The organism is Alcaligenes sp. SJTW-7 (assembly GCF_047716895.1).
Taxonomy (GTDB): domain Bacteria; phylum Pseudomonadota; class Gammaproteobacteria; order Burkholderiales; family Burkholderiaceae_B; genus Alcaligenes; species Alcaligenes ammonioxydans.
On record NZ_CP136682.1, the window covers coordinates 1,151,360 to 1,176,990 of the forward strand.

The following is a 25,631-nucleotide window of genomic DNA, read 5'->3' on the forward strand; positions in this document are numbered from 1 at the left end:
GTTTAGTCCACCCGTGTTTTAAACGGGGTGTGTTGGCTGAGCACTTCCTCATAGCGGGCCACATGGCCCGCTTCTTCGTGCAAAAACGCATCAATTGCTTGAGCAAAGCGAGGGTCTGCGATCCAGTGAGCGGAGCAGGTCGGTGTGGGCAACAGGCCGCGCGAGAGTTTGTGTTCCCCTTGTGCGCCGCCTTCAAAAAAGCGCAGTTGCTGCGCAATGCAAAACTGAATCGCCTGGGTATAGCAGGTCTCAAAATGCAGGCCGGGTACGTAGGCAGTACAGCCCCAATAACGTCCGTACAGGGTGTCCTTGTCGCGTAGCGACAGGGCGCAGGCAATATATGCTCCCTGTTGGCGTGCCAGAATCAGTACCAGGGACTCGGGGATCTGGTCGCGCAGGCGGGCAAAGAAGTCTCGGTTCAGATAGGGATGCTGACCACGCTCCTGGTAGGTATTGGCGTAGCAGCGGTAAAAAAAATCCAGATTCCGCTCGCTGATTTCCAGGCCCTGTTTGTGCTCAAACGATAGACCTTGCTCGTAAACCTTGCGGCTGTCTTGCCGCATTTTCTTGCGCTTCTGTTGGGTTAGCGAGGCCAGAAAGTCCTCGTAGCTGGCGTAATCGCGGTTCTGCCAGTGAAACTGCACATCCTGGCGCATCATGAAGCCCGCTTGTTCCAGAGCCCACCGGTCGTCTGCGTGAGGGAACAGCACATGGACAGAGGACAGTTGATTTCTGCGCGTCAGTTCAATGAGCTGCCGTGCCAGCAAGACGCGATCTTCTGGTGTACCGGCCAGCAGACGTGGGCCGCTGACAGGCGTAAACGGAACCGAACACAAGAGCTTGGGGTAGTAGTCCAGACCATGACGTTGATAGGCCTGAGCCCAGCCCTGATCAAACACGTATTCCCCCCGGGAGTGATGCTTCAGATATAGCGGTACGGCGCCGCACAGAGTCGCACCACGATGCATCAAGAGGTAATGCGGCGACCAGCCTGTCTGAGGGGTGACGCAACCGCTTTCATGCAAACTCGTTAAAAAAGCATGGCTGACCAGCAGATGATGGCCCGACAAGGTGTCCCAGCCTGCCGCATCGAGCTGGTTCAGTTGCGTGCAAAGGGAAAATTGGAGTGATTCTGTGCTGTCCATGGCAATCGGGGCGGTGGTGAGCCTATTGTGAAACAGAGCAGGGCATACGTCCTGAGGGCTTTGTATACTAGCCAGCGTTTTATGCAAAGGGAAGGCTTGTTTGGCATCGGTGCCCAAACGGGTTCAATTAGAGACATTCATGAAGAAAATTGCCGGTGCGTTGGGCCTTGCGATCATGCTGGCGACCTCAGCTCAAGCAGGCCCGGCCTGTGAGTATCTGCGTCATTACGTGGCTTTGGAGCCGCAGTCGGGTGCCGAGCTGCAGATGCAAGATGAGCAGGGAGCTTGTCGTGTTCACAATGCCCAATGGTCAACAGGGTATTCGTCGATGCTGCTGGCCTTTGATGAGCTGGTTTTGCAAGATAAGGGATTGGCCGATTTTTCGGGGCAGCAAGATATGCCTCAAGCCATAGAAATGGCGATCAGTGGTATTTATATTTTGACGGGGCGGCTGCCGGGGCAGGACTACATTATGCGCCTGCAAGCCAAGCCGATGGATTTTTCGCTTAAATACCACTGGGACCCAGCCTCGGCCCATCTGTATCTGGAGCAGCTTCGGTTGCGCAGCCAGTCCCTGCGAGAATTTCGGGTTCAGGCGCAGTTTGGCATTGAGTCCGCAGCGGGACGCGCCTTGAGCCAGAGCGAGCTTGAGCAGGCGCAACTGAAAAGCCTGAGGCTGTATCTGGACAATCAGAATCTGATTCAATCCATGGTCATGCCAGTTGTGGTGATGAGCATGAGCATGGATGAGGACCCGCGTCCCTCTATTGATAAGGCTTTGCTGGCGGCGCGCACCGCCGTGCGACTTATGCCTGACTCAGTGGCTGATCGGGACAGCCGCCATGCCTTGCTGGCATTTATTGGGCAGTTGCCCGCTCCGCAAGGGCGATTGTCCTTGGATGTCAAGATGGACCCGCCGTGGTCCATGGTGCATCTGGAGCCAGGAGTGTCTGTTGAGGGGGTGCGGCAAATGCTTTCTGGTCTGAGACTGCACGCGAAGTTCGAGACGGGGCAGACCCCGGCTGTGTATGCCTGGCTGCGCGATCATGTGCGGTCCGGTTTGCAGTGGTTGGCACAGCGCAAGACGGCGGTAGCGCCGTAGTGGTCGCTGAACGTGCTGGTTCGTCAAGGCTTTGGGGACGGCCAGGGGGCAGGCCATACGACAAGCCATACGCTTGTCAGGTGATAGGCAGCAGATGATTGCCGGAAAATAAGGACAAAAAAAAACCGCCGCATAAGCGACGGTTTTTTAAATTTGGTTGCGGGGGCAGGATTTGAACCTACGACCTTCGGGTTATGAGCCCGACGAGCTACCATGCTGCTCCACCCCGCGTCAGAGAAGTAACTATAACATAGTTTTTGATTATGTACATAGCATGGCGTGTTTATTTCATTTTTATGCCTGAGGCGCCCTGCACGGGGAGGTGTGGATAAAAGGGTCTTTCAATTTTCTTGCGTCTTGCCGGTCGCAATGGTGTAATACATAGTGTGCTTACAGGTTCAGTCGGTCTGGCATTTCTAAAAGCTCAAACGCGCAAGCGGCTTCCTGTATAGCGACCAGCTCTTGATAGCTGGCATCTGGCTGTGATAGCAGTCGGCTCCCCTACTAGGCGGGATGTACCGGCAAAACGAATTTCTCTGTTTCTGGCTTTGTTTCAGGTGTAGGCAATCGATAAGCCTTGTGGTGCTTGCTAGGTGTAGCGCTGCAGGTGTTTGATTGTGCCGACCTGAATTGTGCCCCGATCAGTTATTGCCCCAAACGTTGTTGTGCTGTTTTCGCGGTCCTGAATGTGGATCGCCAATTCAAATCCAGTCCGATAGGGCTTGCGGACGTACTCATCATCAGCATGTGTGCTTACACAAAATTGTTTATCGCTTGTAATGCGGCCGTGTCGGGTTTGAACCGGGGGCGTGTATGGGCGCGCGCGTCTTTAGCGGTATCCGCCTGTTTGGCAGCGATGGCGGTTGGTGGGACACGGCTGGCAAGCATGACAGTTCGCCTGCGTGTTGCAACAGGGATCGCGCCTGCTGCTTTGTGCCAGCGCGCGCAGGCTGCGGTGCATCACAAGGCGGACCCAAACGGCGGGCAACAAAAAAGCCAGCACAAATTGGCTGGCTTGATTGATTCTGCTAAGCAGTTCCGGGTGATGGTTGCGGGGGCAGGATTTGAACCTACGACCTTCGGGTTATGAGCCCGACGAGCTACCATGCTGCTCCACCCCGCGCCGGAAAAAATAGATATTAACATGGAATTTTTGCTTTATGCAAGTATCGCCAGAAAGTGAGGCTTCCCAGCAGTGACCGAAAGTGAAATAATCCGAGTCCTGGAGACGGCTTTGCTGTGTGCGCAGCAGCCCATGAACAGCGCCGAGTTGCGCAAGATGTTCGTCTCCCCGCCGCTGAGCGCAGATGATCTGCGTCGTTATCTGGCCATCTTGCAATTGGATTGGAAGGAGCGTGGCCTGGAACTGGTTCAGGTTGCCTCGGGTTGGCGCTTTCAAAGTCGCCCGGCCATGCAAGTGTTTTTGTCCCGCCTGAGTCTGGAGCGCGCGCCCAAGTATTCGCGGGCCGTGCTGGAAACCTTGGCGATCATTGCTTGGCGGCAACCCGTTACCCGCGGCGATATCGAGGATATACGTGGCGTTAGCGTATCGACTCAGATTGTGCGGACGCTGGAAGATCGGGGTTGGATTGAAGTGCTGGGCTATCGTGATGCGCCCGGTCGCCCTGCATTGCTGGGCACGACCCGTCAGTTTCTGAATGATTTGGGTTTGCGCTCTTTGGATGAGTTGCCCTCGGTTGAGACCTTGGATTCTCTGGATGCATTGGCCTCCTTGCCCAATGGTCAGCCGTTGGTGTCGGCTGACCCGCCACAGGAGCAGGGGGCGGATCAAGAGCAGAGCCAGCCCCTGGGTCCTCAGCAAGAGGCGGATCTTCGGGACCAAAGTCAGGAACAAGTGGCAGGGCAGGCGCCCGCACCCGCTGGGGTGCAGCCGGCTGGCTCCCAGGCAGAGCAGGGCATAGAACAAGAAGCAGAGCAGAGCGCTGCTTTGGAAGAGGGTACGGAGCCGCTACAGGTCTGTGCTGCTCAGCTTGAGCTGGAATCCGAACCGGGTTCCGAGTCAGGCAATCAGGACAATTGGCTTGGGGTGGCCTCAGAAGCGGGGTCGCCACAAACGGAACAAGCTGAAGTGAATATGACACCGGACTCCTTGGATGAGGCCCAGGCTGCGGCTGGCCTATCGGATACACAGGTACCGGACGAAATAAAAAACTCTGGAGTAAATGATTAAAAATGACTGATTCGCACGAGACGAACACAGCCTCCACGTCGGATACCGCTGGCGCGGCCGACCCCAAGAATCCCCGCGCGAAAGGCCAGGGGCGCAAATTGCGTACTCCGTTTCGTCGCCGTCGTGGTGACGCGACCCAAGAGTCTGCTCCACGCCAGAATGACGAGGCTCAGACGAGCGCTGCCGGTGAGGTCAAGGCGCGTCCGGCCCGCCCACAAAACAATCGCCGCAAACCTGCGCCTGCTGGCCGTCGTCAGGACGCGCGCGGCGGCCCCGGCAAGCGTTCTGGCACTGCCCAGCCGGCCCGTTACTCGAACCCGGCTGATGATGCGCCAGTCGTGATTCTGGACGGTGATGATGACATCGCATTCAGTCATCTGGATAAGCAAAATCGCCTCTCGCAGCGTCTGGGCAAGTACATGGGCAGCGAGCTGGTGCAACCAAAATTGCACAAAGTGCTGGCTGAAGCCGGTATTGGCTCACGCCGCGACATGGAGGAGTTGATCGTTGCGGGACGGGTTTCGGTAAACGGCGAGCCCGCTCATATCGGGCAGCGCGTGAGTGCAGATGACAAAGTGCGTATCAACGGTCAGTTGATCAATCGTGCCAATACCAAGCGCCCTCCGCGTGTGATTCTCTATCACAAGCCAGCGGGTGAAATTGTGACGCATGATGACCCCGAAGGCCGTGCCACGGTGTTCGGTCGCCTGCCTTCGCTGAAAGTGGGTAAGTGGCTGTCGGTCGGTCGTCTGGACTTGAACACGGAAGGTTTGCTGATCTTCACCACGTCCGGTGATATTGCCAACCGCATGATGCATCCTCGCTACGGCGCCGAGCGTGAGTATGCTGTCCGGGTCTTGGGTGAGCTGAGCGAAGAGCAGATGCAGTCCATGCGTGATGGTGTTCAGCTTGAGGATGGTCTGGCCAAGTTTGGCATGATCGAGTTTCTGGGTGGCGAGGGCAGCAATCGCTGGTATCGCGTCACCATTCACGAAGGGCGCAACCGCGAGGTGCGTCGCATGTTTGAGGCCATGGGCGTGACGGTGAGTCGTTTGATTCGGACCCGTTTCGGTGACGTGAGTCTGCCCAAGAGCCTGCGTCGCGGTCGCTGGGAAGAGCTGGATGCGGACGTTGTGATGGCATTCATGTTGCGCCTGGGTCTGATGAAAGAGTTGGATGAAGATGGCTCGCATCAGCGTCGTGAGCGTCAGCCGCTGTCGCATGACAGCGCTTTGCCCCCTGGTTTCGGTACGCTGGAACACAATGGGCTGAGCGGTGCGCGGATTGGGCGTGGCGGTCGACTGGCCAGCGGGCGTGGTCGTTCTTCCAACAATGTGCGCGTTAACGAGTCCGTCAGCGGTGCGCTGTTTATCAGTGGTGGTCTGGCTAACGGCCATCCTGATGGTGGGCGTCGTGAGCAAGGCGGCCGTGAGCGTACCGGAAACGGACGGGGCGCGCCCCGCGCCACCCAAGGTGGTCGCGGTCCGCAGCGTGGCCGTACGACAGAAGGACGTTCCCTGGAAGGTCGTGCCCCGGACAATCGTTCACAAGAGGGGGCGCGCGCTCATGCTGGCCGCCGTCCGGCGCGTGGCGAGCTGCCTCGCGGTGAATCTGCTCGTGGTGATCAGGCTCGTGGCGGTCATGCCCGCGGCGCACAGGAGGGGCGGGCGCCTTCGGCTCGTCGCGGCACTTCGGAACGTGCTGCTGCCGGGCAAACAGCCAAGGTTCATGTGAAGAAAACAACAGTCGTGCGCCGTGTCAGCCGTCGTGATGATGACTGGCAACCGGCCGGCTCGGCTGCTCACGAATCCCATCTGGGGCGCGGGCGCCGGTAAAGCCGGATCTCGCGGTCCTTGAGTTTGTGGCCCGAACCCTGCGGTTTGGGCCTGTAAGGCCGTGTGAATGCACGTATTTTCCGGTTTTCTGGTAGAATATGGAACTTGGCTCAGAGACATTTGTGTCGGCTGGGTCTTTTTTGATGCTGCGCGCCAGCGAATAGGGCGGCCTTTCAAGGCAAAGGCCGCATAAATCATCCGGTTCGGTTGCGCCTGCAACCATTCCGAGTTTGACGTTGGCAATGCGCAAGACCAGGGCCCGCTTGACCCTCAAGTGAGCATGGTTACCATGGGCTGGCGTACAGCCCATTTTTTTTGGATTTTATGGCAGACATTCTAGCTTTGGCACAAGAGACCCTAGCGGGTACTGAGTACGAACTGGTGGACGTTGAGCGTGCGCCGCTTGGCTTGTTACGCATCGTCATCGATCACCCTGAAGGGGTACGTATCGAGCACTGTGAATGGGTGTCTAAACAATTATCGCGCGTTTTCGAAGTGGAAAACGTGGACTACAAACGCATGGAAGTGACCTCTCCGGGGGTGGATCGTCCCCTGTTGCGGATTGGCGATTACGTGCGTTTTGCCGGCAGTCGGGTGCAGGTGCGCCTGCACGAGGCTATCGACAATCGGAAAGTGTTTGTGGGTACGCTCCACGCTCCCGAAGGGGCGCTACCGGCTAGTGTTCCGCTGGATACCGTTTTTAGGCTGGAACTGGACGAAGCATCGGGCAAGCTGACGCAGGTCGAATTCACCTATGACCAGGTGGATCGTGCCAAATTGGATCCCGTTCTTGATTTCAAGGGTAAGAAGCGATGAGTCGCGAAATTCTATTGCTGGTCGATGCGCTGGCGCGTGAAAAATCTGTAGCGCGTGAAGTCGTGTTCACCGCGCTTGAAAGCGCTTTGGCCTCGGCCATGAAAAAGCGCTTCAAAGAAGATGTTGATATCCGAGTGGAAATCGACAGGGAAACCGGCGCCCATGAAGGGTTCCGGCGCTGGCTGGTCGTGCCCGACGAGGCTGGCCTGCAAGAGCCCGACAAGCAGGAAATGCTGTCGGATGCCCAGGAAATCGACCCCGATCTGCAAGTGGACGATTACATCGAAGAGCCGCTCGAGCCTATCGAGTTTGGTCGTATCGGTGCCCAGGCGGCCAAACAGGCCATCTTGCAAAAAATCCGTGACGCCGAGCGCGAACAGGTCCTGAACGACTTTCTGGAGCGTGGTGAAACCATTGTCTCTGGCACGGTCAAACGTATGGACAAGGGCGACGCCATTATTGAAATGGGCAAGATCGAGGCGCGTTTGCCTCGCTCGGAAATGATCCCCAAGGAAAATATCCGTGTGGGCGATCGAGTTCGAGCCTGGGTGCAGAAAGTGGATTACGCCGCGCGTGGCCAACAGGTCATCTTGTCGCGTACCGCTCCTGAATTTATCAAGGAACTGTTCGAGAACGAGGTTCCCGAGATCGAACAGGGTCTGCTGGAGATCAAAGCAGCTGCCCGTGATGCGGGTGTGCGCGCCAAGATTGCCGTGATTGCTTACGACAAGCGTATCGATCCTATCGGTACGTGTGTGGGGATGCGTGGTTCGCGGGTGACCGCCGTGCGCAATGAGCTGGGCGGCGAGCAGGTCGATATCGTGTTGTGGGCGGATGATCCGGCCGAGTTTGTGATCGGCGCTCTGGCTCCGGCACACGTCGAGTCCATTCTGGTTGACGAAGACAAGCACGCCATGGACGTGGTGGTCGATGAGGAAAACCTGCCCAAGGCCATTGGTTCGCGAGGTCAGAACGTGCGTCTGGCATCGGAGCTGACCGGCTGGCAGATCAACATCATGACACCGGAAGAAAGTCGCAACCGTCAGGACGAAGAGCGCGAGGAACTGCGTGCCACCTTCATGTCCCGTCTGGATGTGGACGAAGCTGTGGCCGATATTCTGATCGACGAAGGATTTACTGGTCTGGAAGAAATCGCTTATGTGCCGTTGCAGGAGTTGCAGGAAATCGAAGCCTTTGACGAGGAAACCGTCAACGAGCTGCGTGCCCGCGCCCGTAATGCACTGCTGAGCGAGGCCATTGCCAAGGAAGAGCTGGTACAGACCGCGGTCAAGGAGCTGGCAGGAGTCGAGGGCATGACGCCCGAGCTGATCGCTGTCCTGGCCGAAAACGAGATTACAACGCTGGATGAACTGGCGGAACTGGCAACGGACGAATTGTCCGAGATGACCGGCCTGGCGCAAGATGCGGCCAGCGAGCTGATCATGCGTGCCCGTGCCCACTGGTTTGACGACGAGGCCTGATATGTCTAGCTAGGTCCCGCGCGTTGTATTCATTAAGAATAGTTGTAGTAAAGCAAGAGAGAGTCGAATGTCGAGTAACACTGTCGCCCAGTTCGCTCAAGAACTGAAAATGCCTGCGAATGTTCTGCTGGAGCAGTTGCGTAGCGCAGGTATTGAGCTCAAATCAGTGGATGATGCCATCACTGATTCGGATAAGGCGAAGCTGCTTGAATCGTTGCGCCGCTCGCACGGCAGTCAGGAAGGCAACAAGATCACCCTGACTCGCCGTCAAACATCGGAGATCCGTCAGGATGACGGGTCGGGTCGCTCCCGCACCATTCAAGTGGAAACACGCAAAAAACGTGTGTTTGTAAAGCGTGATCCGTCCGAGCTGGTGGCAGAGGCCAATGCGGCATTGGCGCAGGAAAATGCGAAAGAGCAGGCCGCCCAGGTGGCCAGCCAGGAAAAACCGGCTGTTCAAGCGGCGCCTGCCGCTCCTGCCAGTCAGCCTGCTGCGCCTGTCGCTGCGGCCCCCGAAGCGCCTGTGAAGGAGCCCGCCGCGCCTGTCGAGTCCAAGCCAGAGCCCAAGCCTGAGCCTGAACCCGAAGTGCGCACCGCGCCTGAACCGACTCCTGTTGCTGAGCCCGCGCCTGAACCGGCTGCTCCTGTGGAGCCCGTTGCGGCTGCCCCGGAAAGTCCAACCCAACCCGAGCCCAAGCCTCAGGAACCCGCGCCTGCCGCCAAGGCAACCGCCCCGGCGGCGGCCACCCCTGTTCAGCAAAAGACTGAATCGGCTCCCTCTCCTACGGCACAAGAAAAGCCGGTGGAACCTACTAAATCTGTAAACGACGCCCGTCAAGCTAACTCTGTGAATAAAACTCAGCACCCTCAAGGGACTAAAACGCCCACATCGACTGCAAAACCACGGGATGTGGCTGCCACCAGCCCGCGCCGTGCCGCGCGTGGCCCGGTGATTCCTCCTGTTGCCGCCGATGTGGAGCAAGACCAGGATCGTGATCGCGCCCGTAAGGCCGCAGAGGCAGAAGCCGCTGCCTTGCGCGATATGTTGAATCGTCCTCGTAAAGTCTTGCGCGCACCCGAGCCGGAAGCTGACACCAAGACAGCGGCCAAGGGCGCTCAAAAGAAAGACGTTAAAGGTTCCAAGGTCGAAAAAGTCCCGGGTAAACCCGTCAAGACGGACAGCACGCCAGGCTGGACCAGCGATGCCAGCCGCAAGAAGCAGCCTTCCAAGGCGGATGTGGCGTCGGCCGGTGCCGGTGGTGGTCGCGAAGGCTGGAAAGCCAATGCCAAGGCCGGTCGAGGCAAAGGTGGCCGTGGTGGCCGCAACGCTCAGGCCGAGCGTCGCGAACCACAAGTGGCAGAATTCATTGCCCGTGAAGTGCATGTGCCTGAAACCATTTCGGTCAGCGATCTGGCTCACCGTATGGCGGTGAAAGCTGCCGAGGTGATCAAACACCTGATGAAGCTCGGTCAGATGGTCACCATCAACCAGGTGCTGGATCAGGAAACGGCCATGATTCTGGTCGAAGAGCTGGGTCACAAGGCCATTGCTGCCAAGCTGGACGATCCAGAAGCCTTCCTGGTTGATACGGACGCGCAAAACGATGCTGAACTCAAGCCCCGTGCGCCTGTCGTAACGGTGATGGGTCACGTTGACCACGGTAAGACATCGTTGCTGGACTACATCCGTCGCGCCAAGATTGCCTCGGGCGAAGCCGGTGGTATTACGCAGCACATTGGTGCCTACAACGTCAAGACAGCACGTGGTACAGCCACATTCCTGGATACTCCCGGTCACGAGGCCTTTACAGCCATGCGTGCCCGCGGTACTAAAGCCACTGACGTGGTGATTCTGGTGGTGGCCGCCGATGACGGCGTGATGCCTCAGACGCGTGAAGCGATTCACCATGCTCGCGCCGCCGGCGTGCCGCTGGTGGTGGCGATCAACAAGATCGACAAGCCCGAAGCCAACCCAGAGCGCGTCAAGCAAGAGCTGGTGGCCGAGGAAGTGGTGCCCGAAGAATACGGTGGCGATGTGCCCTTTATTCCTGTGTCGGCCAAAACCGGCCAGGGTATCGACGAATTGCTGGAAAACGTGCTGCTGCAAGCTGAAATGCTGGAGCTCAAGGCACCCGTTGACGCTCCTGCCAAGGGAACGGTTATTGAAGCGCGCCTGGACAAGGGTCGCGGTCCTGTCGCCACCATTCTGGTGCAAAGCGGCACCCTGAACCGTGGCGACAGCGTGCTGGTTGGCGCGTCTTTCGGTCGCGTACGTGCCATGCTGAATGAAACGGGCAAATCGCTGACGTCGGCTGGTCCTTCGATTCCGGTGGAAATTCAAGGTTTGACCGAAGTGCCTGCCGCTGGTGATGAACTGGTGGTGATGGCTGACGAGCGCAAAGCCCGTGAGATCGCTCTGTTCCGCCAAGGCAAGTTCCGTGATGTGAAACTGTCGCGTCAACAGGCCGCCAAGCTGGAGTCCATGTTCGACAACCTGGGCGAGGGCATGCAGACCCTGTCGCTGATCATCAAGACCGACGTACAGGGCTCGCAAGAGGCGCTGGTGCAGTCGCTGGTCAAGCTCTCTACCGACGAAGTGCGTGTGGTGGTAGTACACGCTGCCGTGGGTGGCATCTCCGAGAGCGACGTCAACCTGGCGATTGCCTCCAACGCGGTGGTGATCGGCTTTAACGTCCGTGCCGAGCAAAGCGCCAAGAAGCTGGCCGAAGCCAACGGCATTGATCTGCGTTACTACAACATCATTTACGATGCGGTCGACGAGGTCAAAGCAGCCCTGTCTGGCATGCTGGCTCCTGAGCAGCGTGAAGAAATCATCGGCATGGTTGAAATCCGCGAAGTCTACAACGTGTCACGTATTGGTAACATCGCCGGGTGTATGGTTACCGAAGGCGTGGTACGTCGTGATTCGCAGGTTCGCCTGCTGCGCAACAACGTTGTGCATTGGACCGGCTACCTGGACTCCCTGCGCCGCTTCAAGGACGATGCCAAGGAAGTGCGTTCCGGCTTCGATTGCGGTATTACGCTGCGCGGCAACAACGACATCCAAGTGGGCGACCAGCTTGAGATCTTCGAGATCAAAGAGATCGCCCGGACACTGTAATTTATGGCACGACACAAGTCCAAACCAAACCCAGGGCGCAATCTGCGCCTGGCCGACCAGATCCAGAAGGATCTGGCGGTCTTGATCCAGCGCGAGATCGACATGAGCCGCGCTGGTCTGATTACTCTGACCGGCGTGGAGCTGTCTCCGGACTACGCGCACGCCAAAGTGTTTTACTCGGTGCTGGGCGCCGAGCCTGAGGTCGCCCAGGCGGCCCTGACCGAGAAAGCCGGTTGGTTGCATTCCCTGCTGTTCAAGCTGCTGCATATCCATACCGTTCCTACTCTGCATTTTCATCACGACCGGCAGTTGGAGCGGGGCATGGAGCTCTCCAAGCTTATCGACAGCGCCAACCAGGCCGATAGCGAATTGACTGGCTCTGCGCCCAAATCGGACGAGCCGGACGAGCAGCCCTGACGCGGCTGTTGTTTCTTCACGGATTGACACACAATGGCTACGCGAAAACGCGGGCAGTTGATTGATGGTGTGCTGCTGCTGGACAAGTCCGACGGGATGTCCAGCAACCACGCTTTGCAGCGTGCCCGCCGCACTCTGGATGCCCGCAAAGCTGGCCATACTGGAACCCTGGACCCGTTTGCAACGGGCCTGCTGGTTTGCTGTTTTGGCCGGGCTACCAAAATTTCCGCCACGATGCTGGAAGCAGACAAAGCCTATGAAGCTACCTTGCAGTTTGGACAAGAAACCGACTCAGGTGACTTGACCGGCAATGTGGTGTCCCAGGCTCCGGCAGAGTTTGCCGGCGTCACCCTCGAGGCGCTGGAGGCAGTATTGCCTGCCTTTCGAGGACCCATTACGCAGGTGCCACCCATGTATTCCGCGCTCAAGCGCGATGGCAAGCCCCTGTATGAATATGCCCGTCAGGGTATAGAGCTGGAACGTGAGGCACGACATCTCGTGATTCACGATTTGCAGGTGCAAGACTTTACGCCGCTGTCGGCACGTTTGTTTGTACGTTGCAGCAAGGGAACCTATATCCGGACCCTGGCGCAAGATATCGGACGTGCTCTGGGGTGTTTTGCCCATCTGACGGCCTTGCGCCGGACAGAATTAGGACCTTTTCATATCGACGATGCCTACACCCTGGACGGGTTGCAGGCGATGGAAGACCCGATGTCGGCCTTGCTGGCCATCGAGAGCTTGCCTACCGAGATTTTGCCCAAAAAACTTCAATCAGAAGGATGAGTTATGAGACGCGCATTGCGCAATGTGGCCATTATTGCCCACGTTGACCATGGTAAGACCACCTTGGTCGATCAATTGTTGAGACAGGCAGGTACGTTCCGTGACAACGAACATATCTCCGAACGTGTCATGGACTCGGGCGATATCGAGAAAGAACGCGGCATTACGATTCTGGCCAAGAACTGTGCCGTTGAGTACGAAGGCACTCACATCAACATTATTGACACCCCCGGTCACGCTGACTTTGGCGGCGAGGTCGAGCGTGTGTTGTCCATGGTCGATGGCGTGTTGCTGTTGGTGGACGCGGTCGAGGGCCCGATGCCCCAAACCCGTTTTGTGACCCGCAAGGCGCTGGAATTGGGTTTGCGTCCAATTGTGGTGGTCAACAAGGTGGATCGTCCTGGCGCTCGTCCAGACTACGCGATCAACGCGACTTTTGATTTGTTCGACAAACTGGGCGCGACTGACGAACAACTGGACTTTCCCATCATTTACGCATCGGGCCTGTCGGGCTACGCCGGTTTGACCGAAGATGTGCGCGAAGGCGATATGCGTCCTTTGTTCGATGCAATCTTGCAGCACGTTCCTCAGCGTGAAGATGATGTCAACGCTCCTTTGCAGTTGCAAATCTGTTCCCTGGACTACAGCTCCTACGTGGGCAAGATTGGTGTCGGCCGTGTAAACCGGGGTCGTGTCCGCGCTGCTCAGGATGTCGTTGTGAAATTTGGTCCTGATGGCGAAGTCATCAAGGGCCGTATCAACCAGGTTCTGAAGTTCAAGGGTCTGGAGCGTGTCTCGGTGGACGAGGCTGAAGCAGGCGACATCGTTCTGATCAACGGTATTGAAGAGCTGGGCATTGGTTGCACCGTCACGGACCCCGCCCATCCGGAAGCCTTGCCCTTGCTGCGCATTGACGAGCCTACACTGACCATGAACTTCATGGTGAATACCTCGCCCTTGGCCGGTCGTGAAGGCAAGTTTGTGACCAGCCGTCAATTGCGTGATCGTCTGGACCGAGAGCTGAAGTCCAACGTGGCTCTGCGCGTGAATGAAACCGACGACGATACCGTGTTTGAGGTATGCGGTCGTGGCGAGTTGCACCTGACCATTCTGATCGAGAACATGCGTCGTGAAGGCTATGAAATGGCCGTGTCACGTCCTCGCGTGCTGATCCGTGAAGAGAACGGTGTCAAGATGGAGCCCTACGAGCAACTGACGGTGGACGTCGAAGACGGCCACCAAGGCGGCGTGATGGAAGAGCTGGGTCGACGTCGTGGTGACTTGCAGGATATGGTTGCCGATGGCCGTGGCCGTACCCGTCTGGAATACCGGATTCCCGCTCGTGGCCTGATTGGCTTTCAGGGCGAGTTCATGACGCTGACACGCGGTACCGGTTTGATGAGCCATACCTTTGATGAGTTCCGTCCGATGCGTGAAGGTACGGTTGGCGAGCGCCGTAATGGTGTGCTCATCAGCCAGGATGATGGGGACGCCGTAGCCTACGCTTTGTGGAAGCTGCAAGATCGTGGTCGCATGTTTGTGTCGCCGGGTGATGCGCTCTACGAGGGCATGATCATCGGTATTCACAGCCGTGACAACGATTTGGTGGTCAACCCCATCAAGGAAAAGAAGCTGACCAACGTGCGAGCTTCCGGCAAGGACGAGCATATTGATCTGGTTCCACCTATTCGCCTGACCCTGGAGTATGCGGTGGACTTCCTGGATGATGATGAGCTGGTCGAAGTGACGCCTAAGTCGATTCGTCTGCGCAAACGTTACCTTAAGGAACACGAGCGCCGTCGCAGCCAACGCGAAAGTTAATCTTTCGGGTTTAGCGATACGAGAAAACGCCTGCTTGATGCAGGCGTTTTTTTTATCCTATCGTGCTTGAGTCCAAGCCTATTTCCAAAAGTATTAAGAAGCTGGAGTGCTCATTTAGACACTCCGGCTTGATTTTTTTAAACATGAATGGCTAAGGCGTTACCCATAGGAGTGAAGCAGTACCTACAAAAGGGGTAGTTTTTTTAATGCTCGCTTAATCTCTCTTTGATACGAATTGCTTGGGTGGATTACCAGGTTGGCGTTGCCCAGTCTCATTTATGACTGTGCAGCTACTTGTTTTCACTAGGTTTGTTGAGCACAGGCGGCAACGTTTGGCTTTACCTCTTTTTTTTAGGAGAAGACTGATGGTGCAGCATATCGTGATTGTCGGTGGTGGAATTGGCGGTACGATGACCGCCAATCATCTGGTGACCAAGCTCTATCCGGAAATTCGCACGGGCAAAGTTCGTATTACCCTCTTGTCCAATTCTCCCTGGCATTATTACAAGCCCGCTTTCATGTATGTGGCGTTTGATGCTTTTTTTCGGGATGAATTGCGACGACCGCAACTCTCCCTTTTACGTCCTGAAATTGATTTTCAGCTGGAAGAAGTCAGTGGTTTTGATTTTGCGGCCAGCCGTCTGCACTGCGCCAGCGGCAAGAAAGTAGATTACGACTATCTCGTGCTGTCGACGGGTTGCGTACCGGCTCCGGAAAAAATAGAAGGTTTGAAAGAGGGAGGAGACCACTTCTATCAGCATGCCCCCGCACGCCAACTGGCTGAGCGCCTGAGCAAGCTGGAAAAAGGCCGTGTGCTGGTCACAGTAACGTTCCCTAAAACTCATAACGTCCCCCATCAGTGCGGAATTGCACCGGTGGAAACCACGTTGATGCTGGACGACTACCTGCGCCGTCGCGGGGTGCGCGACAAGGTGGAGATTGCCTACACGTACCCCACCACCTCCCAGCTTCTGCGTAACTGCCTGTTCATGCAGAACGAGGTGTGTCAGGTCTTGCCGCCCATTTTTGAAGATAGGGATATCAAACATCAACGGGGCTTCACCTTGAGCCGGGTGGACCCTGAACGCAAGATTGCCTATTCCGAGGAAGGCGGGCAGGAGCCATTTGACCTCTTGATGGCCACGCCGCCGATTACCGCTGTGGCAGCCGTGCGGGATTCAGGGATCTCGCAAGCCGCTGATGATGAAGGCTGGGTGCCTACCGATCATCAAACCCTGAAGGTGCTGGGACTGGACAATGTCTATGTGCTGGGTGACACGGTGGACCTGCCTATCAGCAAAGCCGGCGGCTCTTGCCATAATCAGTCACCCGTGGTGGTCAACAATCTGGCCTCGGAGCTGCGTTTTGGGCGTACCAGTGACGAATACGACGGACGGGTGGTGGCGGTCGCTCAAATGGGGCTGGAGGGCGGCATGCCGCTCTGGTACGACTATAAGGAGGATGTGCATCCTACCCCGCCCACCAAGTTGGGGGGGCTGTTACGCAAGGGCTTTAATCGGGGTATTTACTGGGCTGTGGCCCGTGGCTTGGTTTAAGTCAGGAGAGACAGATGAATTCGGTATCGGATAAATCCTCGAACCCCGAAGATGCGGGTGCGGCTCAGAAAAAACCAACAGCCCTGGAAAGTTTGCTGGGAGAAGACCCTGGCATCAAGGGCCTGGACGAACTGATCGGCAAGATCGAGCCATTGCTGGCCGGTGGTCGCCTGAATCGGGTAGTGGATGCGGTGTCCCTGCTGGCCGATCTGGTGGATATGACGGACGACTACATGCTTGAAAAGCTCATGAAGGGCTTTGAAGAGGGCATAGGAGCCGCCTGGTCGGTTGGAAATGCGGCACGTATGGCTTCGGACCAGGTGCGGGCTACGGAGACCACACCGACCCTGATGGGGCTTATACGCCTGGCCAAGGAGCCGGAAGTGCGTCGTGGTCTGACTTTCTTTCTGATGATGGCCGGTGTGATGGGACGCCAGATGCGTTATCAGAATCTGGATCACACGGGGGACTGATGCGATAGCTGTATCGTTAAAGAAAAATGGGCCGCTTTTGCAAGCGGCCCATTTTTTTTGCTCAGCACGTCAGCACGTCAGCACGTCAGCACCTCAGCACCTCAGCGGTCAGTGATTCAAAAACGCCATTTGGCGCTTTTCCACAATCCGGAAAATACCGACCAGAATGAAGGACACGCACAGGTAAATCAGGGCGGCGATCCCATAGGAGGTAAAAGTCTGGTACGTGGCGGCATTGGCGTCGCGCGCGATCTTGAGCAGGTCAGGAACCGTGGCGGTAAAGGCCAGCGAGGTGGCGTGCAGCATCAAGACAACCTCGTTGCTGTAGGCAGGCAGAACGCGGCGCAAGGCTTGCGGCAAAATCACCCGGCGGTATAGTGTCCAGCCCGACATGCCATAGGCACGGGCGGACTCGATCTCACCGGGCGGCATGGAGCGGATGGCCCCCGCAAAAATCTCGGTGGTGTAGCCGACAGTATTGAGGGTCAGGGCCAGAATCATGCAATTGAAGCCGCTCATGAAAAAAGCTTCCAGTGCCGGCACGGATTTGACGATGGCCAGCTTGTACATGGCGGTATAGATCAGCAGGATCTGTACGTACAGCGGCGTACCCCGGAAAAAGTAGGTGAAGGCGCCGATGGGACGCGACAGCCAGGCTTTGCCCGACACCCGGCCAATGGCCATGAAGATCGACAGGAAAAAACCGATGGTGACCGAGATCACCAACAGCCACAGCGTCATGGCCAGGCCCGAGAGCTGCCCGTTGCTTTGATAAAGGTAGGCGCGCCAGAATTCGTTCAGGACATCCATTAGAACTGCGCTCCTTTTACGCCGATGTTATAGCGTCGCTCCAGGTAGCTCAGCCCGATGTTGCTGACTGCGGTCAGGCCCAGATAGATCAGGGCGGTCAGGCCCACAAACAAGAAAGAGTTGAACGTGGCGTTGCCGGCATTCTGGGCAATCTTGACCACGTCGCTCAGGCCGATCAGCGATACCAGGGCAGTGGATTTAAGCAGAATCTGCCAGTTGTTGCCCAGTCCGGGCAGAGCGTAGCGCATCATTTGAGGGATCTGGATGCGGTGCAATATTTGCCAGGCGCTCCAGCCACAGGCTTTGCCAGCTTCCATCTGGCCTTTGGGGATGGCCATCAGGGCGCCCCGGAAGGTCTCGGCAAAATAGGCACCATAAATAAAGCCCAGAGTGACCACACCAGCGCCGAAGGGATCGATCTCGATCATGTCCCATTCCAGCCAGTCGGTCAGCTCGTTCAGCCAGATTTGCAGGCTGAAAAAGAACAACATCAAAAGCACCAGATCCGGGACACCCCGGATCAGGGTGGTGTACAAACCGCCCAGCCCTCTTAGCAGCGAGGTGCGGGACAGTTTCATCAGGGCAGCCACCAGGCCAAGCAGCAGGGAAACCAGCAGCGAGAGTACCGCCAGCTTGATGGTTTCCCAGGTGCCCGCCAGCAACTGCGGCCCATAACCGTAAAGCAGCATGGTTCAGATATCCAGGTCAGGGCGCAATGCGAATGTTGTCTTTTTGGAAGTATTTGTCGGCAAAGGCCTGCATGGTGCCATCGGCTTTCATTTCGCGCAGAACTTCATCAACGGTTTTCTTGAGTTTTTTGTTGCCTTTGCGAATGCCCATGGCAATCGGTTCGTTCAAAATAGGGCTGTCATCGACGGTACTGCCGGTCAGTTCAAAGTCGGCGCCGGCCGGTTTGCTCAAAAAGCCTTCGATGGCGTTCTGGGCTTCCTGGAAGGTGGCGTCAACGCGGCCACCGGCCAGGTCATTGAAGGCGTCGGTGTAGCTGGGGTAGGCCACAATGGTGACGCCGTTATTGGCCCAGTTCTGGCGCGCATACGTTTCCATGGTGGTCCCTTGCTGCACGCCCACACGTTTACCTTTCAGTGATTCGGCGGTGGGCTCCAGGCCGCTGCCCTTGCGGGCGGCCAGGCGAACCGGCACGATGTACATGGGTTCGCTAAAGTCGATGACCTTGGCCCGCGCTTCGGTGGCCGTCATGGTGGAGTTGGCCAGATCGAATTTGCGGGCCTGCAGTCCGGGGATCAGGCTGTCAAAGGACTGATCGATCCACACGCACTTGGCTTGCAAGCGTTTACAGATCTCGTTGCCGATATCGATGTCAAACCCCTGCAATTGGCCGCTGGGATCCAGGTATTCGAAGGGGGGGTAGCCTGCTTCAGTGGCAAAACGGATTTCGGATGGCCCGTCAGCATGGGCAACGGGCGCCAAGGCGGTGCAAAAAGCCACCATCAAAAGGCGGGCAAGGATTTTGTTCATGTGAAGGACTCCGGCAAATATCGACTAGCTTGTGGCATTCAATACAAATTCGGCCCTGCTGATGGAGGGCCGAAGAAAGACTGCAAATTTAACCCGGACGCCTTACTGGGGCAATGCGGGTTCCGCCCTAGGCAGCACGCAGCACTGGTTGATGTAGCCCATAACCTCGTCCAGATCATCGGTCAGGACCAGCAAATTCAGGTCTTTGGGGCCAATCAGGCCCAACTCCATCAATTGGTCACCAATCCATTCGATCAGGCCGGACCAAAAGGAAGTGCCGATCAGTACAATGGGTGCAGGTGGGACTTTGCCGGTTTGGACCAGCGTCATGACTTCAAACAGCTCATCCAGTGTGCCGAAACCGCCGGGCAGGGCAATGTAGGCCCAGCTATGCATGAAAAAGGTGGCTTTGCGCGAGTAGAAATACTCGAATTGCAAACTGTGCGTCTGGTAGGGATTGTTGGTCGTTTCGTGAGGCAAGCGTATATTCAGGCCAACACTTTGCCCGCCTGCTTCGTACGCGCCTTTGTTGGCGGCTTCCATCAGCCCGGGGCCGCCGCCTGCAATCAGGGTGACGCCCGCTTCGGCCAGACGACGGCCCAGCTCCTGGGCCAGTTCGTAGTAAGGATGACCGGGTTTGATGCGTGCGCTGCCAAAAACACTGACGCCAGCACCCATTTCTTTTAATGTATCGACCGCAGTTTGCAGTTCCTTCATGATGGTAGGAATCTGCTCAGAGGCCGGTAAACGGACGATTTTATTGTTAGACATGAAAAAAACCTTGTTGCTCGTTGATGGTTCCAGCTATCTGTATCGAGCGTACCATGCGATGCCCGATCTGCGAAACGCGCAAGGCCAGCCTACAGGCGCTTTGTACGGGGTCATCAATATGCTTCGTCGCCTGCTGCAGGATTATCAGGCGGACTATATGGTATGCGTGTTTGATGCCAAGGGCCGCACCTTCCGGGACGATCTGTACGATCAATACAAGGCAAACCGGCCTTCCATGCCCGATGACATGGCGGTGCAAATAGAACCGCTTCACAGAGCCGTGCGGGCCATGGGCTGGCATCTGATTTGCCAGTCCGGCGTAGAGGCTGACGACATCATCGGCACGCTGTCTCGCCTGGCCGCTGAAAACGGCATTGAGACGGTGGTCTCGACCGGGGACAAGGACCTGGCCCAGTTGGTCAATGAGCATGTCCGGCTGGTCAACACCATGAGTAACGAGAAGCTGGATGTTGACGGGGTGATCAGCAAGTATGGGGTGCGTCCCGATCAGATCGTCGACTATTTGATGTTGATTGGCGACACCTCGGATAATGTCCCCGGTGTTCCCAAAGTAGGCCCCAAGACCGCCGCCAAATGGCTGGGGGAGTACGGCAGTCTGGACGAACTGTTGCGTCACGCCGACAAAATCAAAGGTGTGGCGGGGCAGAACCTGCGCGACTTCAGTGCCAACTTTGAAATGACGCGCCAACTGGTGACCGTCAAGCTCGATTGCGAGGTACCTGGTTTTACGGGGGATTTCGAAGCTCTGGAACCGGAACCGCGTGACAAGGCCACTTTGCAGGACATTTACGAGACTTATGGTTTTCGGACCTGGCTGCGCGAGTTGACCCAGGACCCGGATCGTGTGCCTGTACAGGACAGCCGCGTCGAAGCGCAAACGCCGCAGGCGCCGACGGAGCTGGATTACCAGACCGTCACCACCAAGGAGCAATTGAGTTCCTTGTTAAGCCTGCTTGAAAAGGCGCAACTGGTGGCACTGGATACCGAAACTACTTCCCTGGACCCCTTGATGGCGCGACTGGTGGGTCTGTCGGTCTCAGTCAAGGCAGGCCAGGCTTTCTATGTTCCCGTCGCACACCGGGGTTCGCTGGACCTGGAGCAACTGGACAAAGACTATGTATTGCAGACCTTGCGGCCCTGGCTGGAGAATGCGCAGGCGGCCAAGGTCTTGCACAACGCCAAATACGATACTCACGTCCTGCTCAATGAGAAGGTCCATTTGCGCGGTATTCAGGACGACACCATGTTGCAAGCCTATGTCCTGCAGTCGCACAAGCGCGTCAGCATGGACGAGCTGGCCCTCCAATGGTTGGGGCTGAAAGGCACCTCGTATGAGGACATTTGCGGCAAGGGCGCCAAGCAGATTGGCTTTGACGAAGTCGAGATCTCAGTGGCTTCCCACTATGCCTGCGAAGATGCAGATTACACCTTGCGACTGCATCAGTGTCTGCGTCCTCAGCTCGCCCAGGAGGCAGGGCTGGAGCGCATTTATCGGCTGGAGGTGCAGGCCTCGGAAGTGCTGACCATCGTGGAGCGCAACGGCGTCAAAATCGATGTGTCCACCCTGGCGCGTCAAAGTCACGAGCTGGGGCAGAAAATGCTGGAGCTGGAGAACAAGGCCTACGAGCTGGCTGATCAGCCCTTTAATATGAATTCACCCAAGCAAGTCGGTGAGATCCTGTTTGGCAAGCTGGGTATTCCCGTCGTGCGTAAAACGGCCAGCGGCGCGCCGTCCACCGATGAGGATGTATTGACCCGTCTGGCCCAGGACTACCCCTTGCCCCAGGTGTTGCTGGAGTACCGGGGCTTGGCCAAACTCAAGTCCACGTATACCGACAAATTGCCCAAAATGGTGAATCCGGACAGCGGGCGGGTGCATACGCGTTATTCACAGGCCGCTGTTATTACAGGGCGTCTGGCCTCCTCGGATCCGAATCTGCAAAATATTCCTGTACGTACGGCAGAGGGTCGTCGTGTCCGGGCTGCGTTTGTCTCCGAGTTGGGCAAGGTGGTGTCTGCTGACTATTCCCAGATTGAGTTGCGCGTGATGGCTCATGTTTCAGGGGACGCCAATTTGCAGCAGGTGTTCGAGCAGGGCGGTGATGTACACACTGCCACGGCCGCCGAGATTTTCGGTATTCAGACCCAGGACGTCAGTTCCGATCAGCGTCGTGCCGCCAAGGCCATCAATTTTGGCTTGATTTACGGCATGGGGGAATTTGGTCTGGCCAGCAATCTGGGCATCACCCGTGATGCCGCTCGCGCTTACATCGACCGCTACTTTGCGCGTTATCCGGGTGTGGCCAGCTACATGACTCGTATCAAGGCCCAGGCTCACGAGCAGGGTTATGTGGAAACTGTGTTTGGCCGACGCTTGTGGCTGCCCGAGTTAAAGGGAGCAAAAGGGCCTCGCATGGCGGGCGCAGAGCGTGCTGCCATTAACGCGCCCATGCAAGGCACCTCGGCTGATCTGATCAAGATGGCGATGGTCGCGGTGCAACGCTGGCTGGAAGACAATAAGCTGCGTACACAAATGGTGATGCAGGTGCACGACGAACTGGTGTTTGATGTGCCCGAAGACGAGTTGGACACCTTGCGTGAGCATCTGCCGGGGCTGATGTGCAATGTGGCCAAGCTGGATATTCCACTGGTGGCGGAGGTAGGGGTGGGCGACAACTGGGAGCAGGCCCACTAAACGCGCACGCCTTAAGGCCAGGGCAGGCGGGTTGGCGCGCCTGCCTGTGCAAGGTTGAGGCCAGTAAAAAGGGCGACCTGGAAACAGGTCGCCCTTTTGTGTGCTCACGAGGCTATTTTGCGCTTGTCTGGCACCTTGTTCCTGGTCACCGAAGGACTGGAGCGTTCAGTCGTCGTTGGAGCGCACCCGATTGGGAAGCAACTCATCGTGCTTGGCCAAAATGGGATAGGCGGCGGCACTGACCAGATACGAGTTGATTGTGCGCACGTCGCGCAAGATTTCCAGATACAGGGAGCCTTGCTCGGCCGAATCCAGTTGGCCGGCTTTGATCTTGCGAATATGGCGGTCGGCGGCGGCCACTTCCAGTTCGCGGAAAAAATCTTTCTCAAAAGCCAGGAAGCGGGCGGTTTTGACGTCTTCGGCCACAAACAGCGCGGCTGCCTGACGCTGATTGCGAATCAGCCTGTCCATGACCTTGCCAATTTCCGTCTGTTCTTCCGCTTGCAATATCCAGCCCTGTTTGCGCAACTTGGCGGTATGGCTGAGCAAGCCGTTCACGCTGATGGTGGCGGCATGCGAGATATTGGTCGAGAAAGTCAGAATATCGTTAAGGCGGCGGGTATCTTTCTTGTTCAGATTCTCCTGGTCCAGGCGGGCCAGATACGTGGTAATCAAAGGCTCCAGGCGATTGACGGCATTGCTGATATAGCGTGCGTGGTTAATGCTGTGGGTGCTGTTGTTAAGCATGTTCTGGCGTGCCGTATCCAGGATTTCCTGCAGCATGTCGGACAGGCGCAGGGCTTCCCTAGCTGCATTGCCCAGGGCCACGGCAGGGACTTCCAGCGCCGACTGATCGAGGTATAAGGGCAGGCCGGGATCGTCCGGGTCTGTGCGGCGGGGCAGATAGCGACTCAGCAAGCGCGAATAGGGTTTGAGCAAAGGCAGGAACAAGGCGGCCACTGCCAGATTGAAGAAGGTATGGAAGTTGGCAACGGCGCGGGCCGGGTCATGGGTGAACCAGCTCATCAGATCGGGAATCCAGGGCAGCAGAATCATGCCTATCAGACAGCCGAACAGCCGGGTGCCCAGGTTGCCAATCGGCAGACGTTTGTTGGCGGGGTCTTTGGTGCTGCCGGCGCCTTCCAGAATCGGGTTGATGGCAGTGCCCACATTGGCACCCAGGACCAGGGCGTAGGTCAGCTGCGGGTCCATATGCTGGTGGCTGGCCAGGGAAATGATCAACACCACGATGGCAACGCTGGAGTGAGCGGCCCAGGTCAGCAGGGCGGCCAGCAACATGCCGGTCATGGGGCTGCCGGCCAGGGCTTCCAGGATGGTCTGCAGCAAGGGAGCATCCTGAATGGGCGAGAAAAGTCCCACCAGTTCATGCAAAGACAGCAACAGCAGGCCCAGGCCGATAAAGACCCGTCCCAGATCACGGCGTCGTCCCGGCTCTTGCGAGCGGAACAGCCAAACACCCAGAAGAATCAGGGCAGGGGCCAGCGCGGTCATCTTGAAGGACAGCAATTGCACGATCAGCGTCGTGCCCACATTGGCGCCCAGCATGGCGGCCAGGGCTGGCACCAGGGCGACCATCCCGGTAGCGGCAAAGCTGGTAATCATCAAGCCAGTGGCGGTACTGCTCTGAATGGCTGCGGTAATCGCGGCGCCGGCAAAGAACGCGCGTCGTGGCCGTCCCAGTGCGTGGCCCATCCAGATGCCCAGCTCGGCACCGAATGCGCGCTGAACCCCGCTTTGCACCATGTGGATACCCCACAGGAGCAAAGCGATATAACCCCCGAAATCGAGAAGTGCGAAGATTTCTTTCATGGCTAAATAATAGCCCAGCGCCTCTTACAAGCGTGAGTCCCAGATTACGGACACACCGATTCGCTTGGTAGAGGGCTGGCGCGCAGGCGGATGACGACGGGCAGGCAGGCAGAAAGCCTGCAAAAAACGCTCCGAAAGCACCTAGGCTTGCGGAGCGTTTTGTCTGGCTTGAGTGCCGGGGTGCTTACACGGACTGGGCGCTTTGCAGTGCCTGGATGCGTGCGGCAATCGGCGGGTGCGAGGCGAAGATGGCGCTGATGGAGCGACCGCCCGAAATACCTGCAGCTTCAAAGTTCTTGGGCAGCTCGCCCGGCGCCATGCCACCCAGACGGGCCAGGGCGTGAATCATGGGCTGGCGCGAACCGAGCAGTTGGGCAGAGCCGGCATCGGCGCGGTATTCCCGTTGCCGTGAGAACCAGGCCACGATGATGGAGGCCAGTACGCCAAAAATCAGCTCAAACACAAAAACCGAGGCGTAGTAACCCATGCCCACATCGCGATCATTACGCAGCAGCACGCGGTCCACAAAGTAGCCGGCCAGACGGGCCAGGAAGATCACGAAGGTGTTCACCACACCCTGGATCAAGGTCAGGGTCACCATATCGCCATTGGCGATGTGAGCGACCTCGTGGCCCAGCACGGCCATGACTTCTTCTTCGGTCATGCCGCGCAGCAAACCGGTGGACACGGCGACCAGCGCATCATTCTTGAACGCACCGGTGGCAAAGGCATTGGGTTCGCCTTCGTAAATGGCTACTTCCGGGCGGCCAATACCGGCACGGTCAGCCAACTGATGCACGGTGTCGACCAGCCAGGCCTCTTCGGCGTTGGCAGGGGCGTTCGGGTCGATGACGCGGGCGTTCACGCTTTGCTTGGCCATCCACTTGCTCATCAGCAGGGAAATGATGGCGCCGGTAAAACCGACCAGGGCCGAGAAGATCAACAGTTGCGTCAGGTCCAGACCCTGCGCGTTCAGGTAACGTCCCACACCCAAAATATTCATGGAGGCGCTGAGCACCAGCATGACGGCCAAGTTGGTTATTAAGAAAAGGACAATTCGTTTCATGAATGCGGATTCCGGTGTGACAGAAAAAAGCGTGACCGTGAGTACACGATCTGCGCGAATTTTAGCCTTGATTCCAGGCGTGAAAATAAAATAGTCAGCTTTTAGTCAGCTTTTGGACAAGATAGTTTCGTTGGCTGTCTTGCCTGCTGTTGTGTAAGTGGTCTGGATATGGGGTTGGCGGACCACTTTTACAAGGT

At 57.3% G+C, this 25,631-nt stretch carries 19 protein-coding genes and 2 tRNA genes; 12 read left to right on the forward strand and 9 right to left on the reverse strand.

Going from position 1 to position 25,631, the window contains the following annotated elements; translation table 11 throughout:
• Window positions 1–2 precede the first annotated feature (2 nt).
• Complete coding sequence (locus tag RSQ48_RS05095; protein WP_415302193.1) at window positions 3–1,145, reverse strand: GNAT family N-acetyltransferase; 1,143 nt, start codon at window positions 1,143–1,145, stop codon at window positions 3–5.
• A 139-nt stretch (window positions 1,146–1,284) separates the two neighbouring features.
• Between RSQ48_RS05095 and RSQ48_RS05100 the strand changes: the two genes are divergently transcribed.
• On the forward strand, window positions 1,285–2,247 hold the full coding sequence (locus tag RSQ48_RS05100; protein WP_415302194.1) for a hypothetical protein: 963 nt from the start codon (window positions 1,285–1,287) through the stop codon (window positions 2,245–2,247).
• Window positions 2,248–2,401: 154 nt separating this feature from the next.
• On the opposite strand, the gene RSQ48_RS05105 is transcribed toward RSQ48_RS05100, so the two are convergent.
• Both RSQ48_RS05105 and RSQ48_RS05110 read right to left on the reverse strand, forming a co-directional pair.
• Window positions 2,402–2,478 (reverse strand) — tRNA-Met (locus tag RSQ48_RS05105).
• A gap of 815 nt (window positions 2,479–3,293) precedes the next feature.
• Window positions 3,294–3,370: transfer RNA gene (locus RSQ48_RS05110), tRNA-Met, on the reverse strand.
• Window positions 3,371–3,502: 132 nt separating this feature from the next.
• Here RSQ48_RS05110 and scpB point away from each other — a divergent pair.
• From scpB to RSQ48_RS05160, 10 genes are all read left to right on the forward strand, one after another.
• The gene (scpB, locus tag RSQ48_RS05115) at window positions 3,503–4,438 is read left to right on the forward strand and encodes an SMC-Scp complex subunit ScpB (RefSeq protein ID WP_230406270.1); all 936 of its coding nucleotides are present in this window, start codon (window positions 3,503–3,505) and stop codon (window positions 4,436–4,438) included.
• Window positions 4,439–4,440: 2 nt separating this feature from the next.
• Window positions 4,441–6,273: a 23S rRNA pseudouridine(2605) synthase RluB gene (gene rluB, locus RSQ48_RS05120; RefSeq protein WP_003802470.1), complete on the forward strand. Its 1,833-nt coding sequence runs from the start codon at window positions 4,441–4,443 to the stop codon at window positions 6,271–6,273.
• A 324-nt stretch (window positions 6,274–6,597) separates the two neighbouring features.
• Window positions 6,598–7,089, forward strand: a complete 492-nt coding sequence (rimP, locus tag RSQ48_RS05125; protein WP_003802469.1) for a ribosome maturation factor RimP — start codon at window positions 6,598–6,600, stop codon at window positions 7,087–7,089.
• A complete protein-coding gene (gene nusA / locus RSQ48_RS05130; RefSeq protein WP_003802468.1) occupies window positions 7,086–8,570 on the forward strand; it encodes a transcription termination factor NusA in 1,485 nt (494 codons plus the stop codon). The genes rimP and nusA overlap by 4 nt, the downstream gene beginning before the upstream one ends.
• A gap of 67 nt (window positions 8,571–8,637) precedes the next feature.
• Window positions 8,638–11,691, forward strand: a complete 3,054-nt coding sequence (infB, locus tag RSQ48_RS05135; protein WP_003802467.1) for a translation initiation factor IF-2 — start codon at window positions 8,638–8,640, stop codon at window positions 11,689–11,691.
• Between the two features lie 3 nt (window positions 11,692–11,694).
• Entirely contained in the window at window positions 11,695–12,108 is a 414-nt protein-coding gene (gene rbfA, locus RSQ48_RS05140; RefSeq protein WP_415302195.1) for a 30S ribosome-binding factor RbfA, read from the forward strand.
• A gap of 33 nt (window positions 12,109–12,141) precedes the next feature.
• Window positions 12,142–12,894 (forward strand): tRNA pseudouridine(55) synthase TruB, encoded by a 753-nt coding sequence (truB, locus tag RSQ48_RS05145; RefSeq protein ID WP_003802465.1) that lies wholly within the window; start codon window positions 12,142–12,144, stop codon window positions 12,892–12,894.
• Between the two features lie 3 nt (window positions 12,895–12,897).
• On the forward strand, window positions 12,898–14,715 hold the full coding sequence (typA, locus tag RSQ48_RS05150; protein ID WP_003802464.1) for a translational GTPase TypA: 1,818 nt from the start codon (window positions 12,898–12,900) through the stop codon (window positions 14,713–14,715).
• A gap of 365 nt (window positions 14,716–15,080) precedes the next feature.
• Window positions 15,081–16,271, forward strand: coding sequence for an FAD/NAD(P)-binding oxidoreductase (locus tag RSQ48_RS05155; RefSeq protein ID WP_415302196.1), 1,191 nt, complete (start codon window positions 15,081–15,083; stop codon window positions 16,269–16,271).
• A 14-nt stretch (window positions 16,272–16,285) separates the two neighbouring features.
• On the forward strand, window positions 16,286–16,744 hold the full coding sequence (locus RSQ48_RS05160) for a DUF1641 domain-containing protein (protein ID WP_003802462.1): 459 nt from the start codon (window positions 16,286–16,288) through the stop codon (window positions 16,742–16,744).
• Window positions 16,745–16,852: 108 nt separating this feature from the next.
• Here RSQ48_RS05160 and hisM read toward each other — a convergent pair whose 3' ends face one another.
• The 4 genes from hisM to RSQ48_RS05180 all read right to left on the reverse strand — a co-directional run bounded on the left by hisM (window position 16,853) and on the right by RSQ48_RS05180 (window position 19,822).
• Window positions 16,853–17,554 carry a histidine ABC transporter permease HisM gene (gene hisM / locus RSQ48_RS05165; RefSeq protein ID WP_003802461.1) on the reverse strand — a complete coding sequence of 234 codons (702 nt, stop codon included), beginning with the start codon at window positions 17,552–17,554 and terminating at the stop codon, window positions 16,853–16,855.
• A complete protein-coding gene (locus RSQ48_RS05170; RefSeq protein ID WP_003802460.1) occupies window positions 17,554–18,243 on the reverse strand; it encodes an ABC transporter permease in 690 nt (229 codons plus the stop codon). Before RSQ48_RS05170 ends, hisM begins: the two co-directional genes overlap by 1 nt.
• Before the next feature lie 16 nt (window positions 18,244–18,259).
• Entirely contained in the window at window positions 18,260–19,051 is a 792-nt protein-coding gene (locus RSQ48_RS05175; protein WP_240209067.1) for an ABC transporter substrate-binding protein, read from the reverse strand.
• 102 nt (window positions 19,052–19,153) lie between these two features.
• Window positions 19,154–19,822, reverse strand: a complete 669-nt coding sequence (locus RSQ48_RS05180; protein ID WP_003802458.1) for a TIGR00730 family Rossman fold protein — start codon at window positions 19,820–19,822, stop codon at window positions 19,154–19,156.
• Between RSQ48_RS05180 and polA the strand changes: the two genes are divergently transcribed.
• Window positions 19,821–22,538, forward strand: a complete 2,718-nt coding sequence (gene polA, locus RSQ48_RS05185) for a DNA polymerase I (protein ID WP_415302197.1) — start codon at window positions 19,821–19,823, stop codon at window positions 22,536–22,538. The genes RSQ48_RS05180 and polA overlap by 2 nt on opposite strands.
• A 165-nt stretch (window positions 22,539–22,703) precedes the next feature.
• On the opposite strand, the gene RSQ48_RS05190 is transcribed toward polA, so the two are convergent.
• Window positions 22,704–24,368 (reverse strand): Na/Pi cotransporter family protein, encoded by a 1,665-nt coding sequence (locus RSQ48_RS05190; RefSeq protein ID WP_059318791.1) that lies wholly within the window; start codon window positions 24,366–24,368, stop codon window positions 22,704–22,706.
• A gap of 184 nt (window positions 24,369–24,552) precedes the next feature.
• A complete protein-coding gene (gene htpX / locus RSQ48_RS05195; protein ID WP_131071405.1) occupies window positions 24,553–25,434 on the reverse strand; it encodes a protease HtpX in 882 nt (293 codons plus the stop codon).
• Between the last annotated feature and the right edge of the window lie 197 nt (window positions 25,435–25,631).